Origin of the sequence: Paenarthrobacter sp. RAF54_2 (assembly GCF_052113945.1) — a bacterium.
In the GTDB taxonomy this organism is placed as follows: Bacteria; Actinomycetota; Actinomycetes; order Actinomycetales; family Micrococcaceae; genus Arthrobacter.
In genome coordinates, this window is sequence record NZ_JBFRDV010000014.1 from 165,786 (window position 1) to 172,174 (window position 6,389).

The window sequence follows — 6,389 nt, forward strand, 5'->3', positions numbered from 1 at the left end:
TGAGAGAGCATCGGTGAGCAAATGATCACACTGCGTGATTAAGTGCGCGTCAGGCTGATACCGTTGAATCATGGGAACTGCTGATCGCCACCGGCTCATTGGCGAGCTGCTGCGCAAACGCGAAGAAGTATCAGTGGACGAGCTGGTAGCCGCTACCGGAGCCTCGGGCGCCACAGTCCGCCGTGATCTCGAGATTCTTGCTGCCAATGGAGTACTGAAGCGGATCCACGGCGGCGCCCGCAGTCTGGTAGCGCGAGGTGACAACCCCGGCTATGGGCAGCGAGAACTGGAAGACCACGAGGCAAAGCTCAAGATCGCGGCGACCGTTGACGCACTGTTGAAGGACCGCGAGCATGTGTGGTTGGACAGCGGATCCACCGCCACGGAGATCGCGCGGCGACTGGGCCAGCGTGAACTCACAGTGATGCCGATGTCCTTGCACGGCGTCGAGGCGCTGACTCACGCCAAGGAAGGCCGCAGGCCGCAGCTCATACTCCCGGGAGGAAGCCTCATTCCAGGCGAACAGTCTTTCCGCGGGCCCATGACCGAAGCGAATATCCGCTCGTTGCGGTTCGATACCGCTGTGGTGACGCCCTGTGCCCTCAATCTCAAGGATGGACTGCTGGCCCATGACCTGGACGACGCCGCGGTGAAGCGCGCCGGTTTGGAATCGGCGTCGCGGGTGATCGTTGCCTCCTCCGGCAGTAAGTGGAATGCCAGCGCGGTAGCCCTGGTTGCTGCGATGGACACTGTGGACGTCATCGTGACGGACATGAAGCCTACCCCCGAAGATCTTGCCCGGCTCGACAAACTCTCTGTGGAAGTTGTGATTGCATGACCACCAGCACAAGAAGCGCCACCAACGTCAACGCGGCGGCGGTGGCGACGTTCCTGATCTTCGCCATGAATGGCTTGGTGTTTGCCAGCTGGGCGGCACGCATCCCCGCTGTCACTGAGGCTCTCAGCCTGACCTCCGGTCAAATGGGCACCCTGCTGCTTTGCACCGCCGTCGGGTCCTTGATGGCGTTGCCATCCGCAGGTTGGGTGGTGGGTCGAATCGGTACCGCCGGAACGGTTCGTCTTGCCGGCATCGTGGCAGGGGCGGCAGGTGCGGCGATCGCCTTCTCCCTCATGGCTGCATCGGTTCCGGCCACAGCGATCGCCCTCTTCTTCTTTGGCATCGGCATCGGCCTCTGGGACGTGGCCCAGAACATCGAAGGGGCCGACGTCGAACACCGGCTCAAGCGGACCATCATGCCCCAGTTTCACGCAGCGTTCAGCGGCGGGGCTTTTGTAGGCGCTTTGATCGGGGCGGGGCTCTCCCAACTTGGTGTTGGCCTCCCTGAGCATCTGCTCGTGATCGCCGGACTTGCTGTCCTACTCGCACTGACCGTACCGCGGTACTTCCTGCCGCACGAAGCCGCAGTGACTGAAACGCTCGACGACGGCGCGCCGGCTCCCAAGGGACCCACGGCTTGGCGGGACGGCCGGACCCTGCTCATCGGTGTGGTGGTTTTGGGTGCGACCCTCACGGAGGGCGCCGGGAATGACTGGATTGCCAAGGCTGCAGTTGATGGACTCGGTACCTCCGAAGCGACCGGCGCCCTGCTCTTCGCGCTCTTCGTTGCTGCCATGACAGGGATGCGCTTCCTAGGCGGAAAGGTCATCGACAGGTTCGGCCGCGTCGCTGTCCTGCGGGCCAGTATGGCAGCGGCCGCGCTGGGCCTGGCGTTGTTCGTCTTTGCCGGCAACGTGGTGCTGGCCGGCCTTGGTGCTGCTCTTTGGGGCGTTGGTGCGGCCTTGGCCTTCCCCATGGGCATGTCCGCTGCGGCCGACGACCCTAAGCACGCAGCCGCACGGGTTTCTGTGGTCTCAACGATTGGCTATGTCGCGTTCCTGGCTGGCCCTCCGCTTCTGGGTTACCTTGGCGACCAAACTGGAATTCACATGGCACTCCTGGCGATCGGGGTACCTATTCTTGTTGCCCTGCTTCTTGCTGGCGTTGCGAGGCCCCTGCGCGCCAAATAATTCCGCGGCCAGCAGTTTCATTCTCCTGGACGCATATTTTGGAGAACGGCCACCACAACAGCAGAACCACGCCGGCGGCAAGGCAAGCGCCACCCAAGACATCACTTAACCAGTGAGCCGACAGGTAGGTTCTGCTGATCATCATCGCGAGTATGCCAAGAACGGCCACCACCTTCGCCCACTGCCGGCCAATCAGCAACGCCAACACGACGAGAAACGCGGTTGTGGCAGAAACATGCCCCGAAGGGTATGAACCGGTATCCGAGAGGACCGTTGCGCCTTGCGGCCTTTCGCGGCCGACAACGGCCTTGGTCAGTTGCGTGAGCCCCAGGGCAGAAAGTCCTGACAGTGCAGTGAACATAGCAGCCTTGGGACGCCGCCAGATGAGCAGTGCGACCACCAAAACAAGGTGCAACACCAGCATCCCTACATAGCCAACCGCGTTGAGCACTACGTTTACTCCGTCCCAGAATGGGGCGTGCAGGGTGAAGATATAGGCCTGCCATGTTGTATCGATTCTGTTGAGGGCGGGTTCTCCCTGACCGGCCACAAGCATGGCTCCCGGGACCGCGAATGCGCAGAGCAAGAACAAGGCTGGGGCGACGATCTGCCAGCCGGGCCTTCGACGCGGACGCAGGACTCGGAGCATGCACCTCATCGTAGTCAGGGAAAGTTTGGATGGAGCATCTGAACGTCACGGGAATGCCGCAGGCTCGTGCGGCCAAGCTCGCGCTACTGTGGTGGCATGCGAGGTTTCCTGGGCAAAGGGCCCAAGCACGTGGCAAGGTTCGATCATTTCCTTGTCAGGGCGGTTTCGCGCCAGCCTCACGGTGAACATGATGATCTCTTCCGGCGGCTCTCCGCAGCGGCCACCAAGGGGAAGCTCTGGTTCGGTATCGCGGGAATCATGGCGAGTGTTCCAGGAAAGCCGCGCAGGGCAGCCCTGCACGGACTCCTTGCCTTGGGCGTTGCCTCCGGCGTCACCAACGTCATCTTCAAGACGGCACTCCCCAGGACGCGACCCCTGCCCGAGCATTTGCCGGTCTTCAGATTCGTGCATCCACAGCCCGTTAGTTCGTCAATGCCGTCTGGCCACTCGGCTTCTGCCGTGGCTTTTACCGTGGGAGCGGGGATGGTCTCTCCCGTCCTGGGTGCCGTACTCGCGCCCCTCGCGGCAGGCGTGGCCTACTCCCGTGTGCACACAGGCGCCCACTGGCCATCAGACGTGGTGTTTGGTTCTGCTCTTGGAGCGGGTGCTGCACTGCTGACGCGTAAATGGTGGCCGGCCAAGCCCGCCGAGCCCAAACCCCGCCGAACGCCGGCAGATGCTCCAGCGATTGTCGACGGCGAGGGGCTGAGCATCGCCGTCAACGTCCTCGGCGGTTCGTACTCTCAGGAAACCGGCGAACTCTTGAAGGATGTATTCCCTAAGGCGCATATTCATGAAATCGCTGAGGGCGAGGATGTAGCCGCGGAAGTTGAAGCAGCAGCTAGCCGGCCGGGCACCATAGCGCTTGGCGTGTGGGGTGGTGACGGGACGGTGGGCACTGCGGCGGCTGCCGCCGTCGAGCATTCCCTGCCTCTGCTGGTATTGCCCGGGGGCACCCTTAACCACTTTGCGCGTGATCTTGGGACCAGTTCGATTGACGACGCAATCGAGGCTGTCACGCAAGGTCAGGCCGCGTTGGTGGATTTCGGGCATGTTGCCGTACATCGCGGTTTGCCTGACAAGCCCGAGACCAGTGAGATCGCCATGCTGAATACGGCCAGTGTGGGTGTTTATCCGAACCTCGTACGCCGTAGGGAGAGACTGCAGCCTGCCATGGGCAAGCCCCTGGCCAGTCTGGTGGCATCGCTGCGAACGTTCGGCGTGAACTCGCCCACGACGCTCACCGCTAACGGCGTGAGGCACAAGCTATGGATCCTGTACCTGGGCCGCGGACGGTACTACCCCAGCGACCATGCCCCACTTCGACGTCCCGTGCTGGACGACGGCGTCTTCGACGTCCGCATGATCACGGCGGATGAACCATTTGCCCGTGCCCGACTGCTGTGGGCCGTGGTCACGGGCACCGTTGCTGCTTCCAAAGTCACCCATCTGACCGAGGCAACCACCGTGACCATTGAGGCGATCGGAGAACCGTTGGTCCTTGCCGTGGACGGTGAGCCTAAGCCAGGGGTGCGCAGTGCCGTCTTCACTGTCAAGAGGCGCGAGCTCCGTGTGTACTGCCCACTGCCGGTGGACCCAGGATCCTAGATCCTGGTGTCATCCGGGAGGACTACCCTGACTGAACCCTGAATCATCCCTGAGACAGGCGATTTCCGCACCCTCTGTGACTAGCGTTGTCAGTACAGTCAACAACTCATCTGCACACACATGTGCTCCGAGGAGGGAACGCTTCCATGATCGAAGCAAAAGGCCTGACGAAGGTCTACGGCGAGAAGACCGCCGTCGGCGGTGTCAGTTTCACTGTCCAAGCCGGACGGGTGACGGGCTTCCTGGGCCCGAACGGTGCCGGCAAGTCCACCACTATGCGCATGATCATGGGGCTGGATACTCCCACTGCGGGTTCGGTGACCGTGAACGGTGAGCCGTTCGCCAAGCACGTTGCGCCGCTGCGTGAAATCGGTGCGCTCCTGGATGCGAAGGCAGTGCACACGAGCCGCACGGCGTACAACCACCTGCTCGCCATGGCCGCGACCCATAGCATCCCCAAGAGCCGGGTGCGGGAGGTCATCGAGATGACCGGGCTGGGGGAAGTCGCCAAGAAGAAGGTGAAGGGTTTCTCGCTCGGTATGGGCCAGCGCCTCGGCATTGCGGCAGCGCTCCTGGGCGATCCACAGACCATCATCCTGGACGAACCCGTCAACGGACTGGATCCGGAAGGCGTGGTCTGGGTTCGGAACCTGGTGAAGTACCTCGCTTCCGAGGGCCGCACCGTATTCCTGTCCAGCCACCTCATGAGTGAGATGGCGTTGACGGCAGACCATCTGATCGTGATTGGCCGCGGCAAGATCATTGCGGACGCACCCATCGCAGAGATCATCACCGGCAAGGGCCAGGCCCGCACCCGCGTCCGCACGGACCAGCCGGAGCGGCTCATGCAACTGCTCGCCGGCACAGGTGTTTCCGTGGAGGTCCACGAGCGTGAGCTGCTGGAAGTTTCGGGCCTGGATCCGCGCGGAATCGCCAGGACTGCCCTGGACCACCAGGTCATGGTCTACGAGTTGACCCCGCTCCAGGCAAGCCTTGAAGAGGCGTACATGGAGTTGACCAAAGACGAGGTGGAATACCACTCGCACATCACCGCCGGGGCCGCTGTTCCCGTTCAGGCCGGAGGGAAATAGACATGAGCACCACCACTTTGGACCGCAAGTCCATGCGTAAATCCGTCGGTCCAGGACCGGCCTTCCATCGCGTACTGAACTCGGAGTTCATCAAGTTCCGCACACTGTTGTCCACGCTGATTCTCCTGGCTTCCACAGCCTTGGTCATGGTTGGCTTCGCAGCACTTTCGGCCTGGGGAACGGGACAGTTCGCCGAGCGGGCCGGGAGGGATCCCCAAGCGGCCGCAGCCCTTGCCGCCCAGGGTGGAGACATCGCAGTTACTATCCCGACGTCGGGCATCGCCTTCGCGCAGCTCATCCTCGGTTCCTTGGGCGTTCTGCTCATGAGCTCCGAGTTCACCACGGGGATGGCGCGCTCCACCTTTGCTGCAGTCCCGAAGCGGCTCTCGCCGTTCCTGGCCAAGCTGATCGTTGTGATGGTCAGTGCCTTCCTCTTGACTGCGGTATCCATCTTCATTGCGGGTCTCGTGGCGCTCCCGATCGTGAACAACTACGATCTCAAGCTGGATCTCAGTAGCTCGCAGTCGGTCAAGCTTTTGCTGGTCAACAGCATTTACGTGGCAGCCGTAGCAGCGATTGGTATGTCCCTTGGAACCATCGTCCGCAACTCGGCCGGAGGCATCATGAGCCTGGTGGGTCTGTTCTTTGTGGCCCCGATTGCTTTCCAGCTCATTCCCGGCGACTTCTTCGTGGAGGCCCGCAAGTACCTTCCGGGCAACACCATCAATGCGATGACCGCCGTCGAGCATGTTCCGGACACGCTGGAAGTCTGGCAGGCCGCCCTGGTTCTCGGCGCGTGGGTTGTAGTGCCCGTTGCCCTGGCAATGGTCCTGTTGAAGAAGCGGGATGTCTAGGACGTCTAGGTGTATTGACCATGGACGTTAGGGACACTCGGCGTGGTTAGGTGACAAAAAGAAGACCTCCGAGTGGAGTGGGGCTTGTCTAAGAGTCCGCTTCACAAGGAGGTCTTCAATGTCCCATGCTAACGCGATCTTGACTCCGAAGGGCCGGCT

The 6,389-nt window shown here is 62.0% G+C and carries 6 protein-coding genes; 5 read left to right on the forward strand and 1 reads right to left on the reverse strand.

Translation table 11 applies throughout. The annotated features are described in order from the left end of the window. The first annotated feature begins 70 nt into the window (after positions 1-70). Positions 71-838, forward strand: a complete 768-nt coding sequence (locus AB4Y87_RS15865; RefSeq protein WP_442005276.1) for a DeoR/GlpR family DNA-binding transcription regulator — start codon at positions 71-73, stop codon at positions 836-838. Continuing rightward, complete coding sequence (locus AB4Y87_RS15870) at positions 835-2,028, forward strand: MFS transporter (protein WP_442005277.1); 1,194 nt, start codon at positions 835-837, stop codon at positions 2,026-2,028. Before AB4Y87_RS15865 ends, AB4Y87_RS15870 begins: the two co-directional genes overlap by 4 nt. Here AB4Y87_RS15870 and AB4Y87_RS15875 read toward each other — a convergent pair. Beyond that, positions 1,973-2,677, reverse strand: a complete 705-nt coding sequence (locus AB4Y87_RS15875; protein ID WP_442005278.1) for a phosphatase PAP2 family protein — start codon at positions 2,675-2,677, stop codon at positions 1,973-1,975. The genes AB4Y87_RS15870 and AB4Y87_RS15875 overlap by 56 nt on opposite strands. A gap of 96 nt (positions 2,678-2,773) precedes the next feature. Here AB4Y87_RS15875 and AB4Y87_RS15880 point away from each other — a divergent pair, with 96 nt between their 5' ends. The 3 genes from AB4Y87_RS15880 (at position 2,774) to AB4Y87_RS15890 (ending at position 6,230) form a co-directional block, all read left to right on the forward strand. Next, complete coding sequence (locus tag AB4Y87_RS15880) at positions 2,774-4,285, forward strand: bifunctional phosphatase PAP2/diacylglycerol kinase family protein (RefSeq protein ID WP_442005279.1); 1,512 nt, start codon at positions 2,774-2,776, stop codon at positions 4,283-4,285. Positions 4,286-4,431: 146 nt separating this feature from the next. Further along, entirely contained in the window at positions 4,432-5,376 is a 945-nt protein-coding gene (locus AB4Y87_RS15885; protein WP_442005280.1) for an ABC transporter ATP-binding protein, read from the forward strand. Between the two features lie 2 nt (positions 5,377-5,378). Beyond that, positions 5,379-6,230: an ABC transporter permease gene (locus AB4Y87_RS15890; RefSeq protein WP_442005281.1), complete on the forward strand. Its 852-nt coding sequence runs from the start codon at positions 5,379-5,381 to the stop codon at positions 6,228-6,230. Positions 6,231-6,389: the final 159 nt, after the last annotated feature.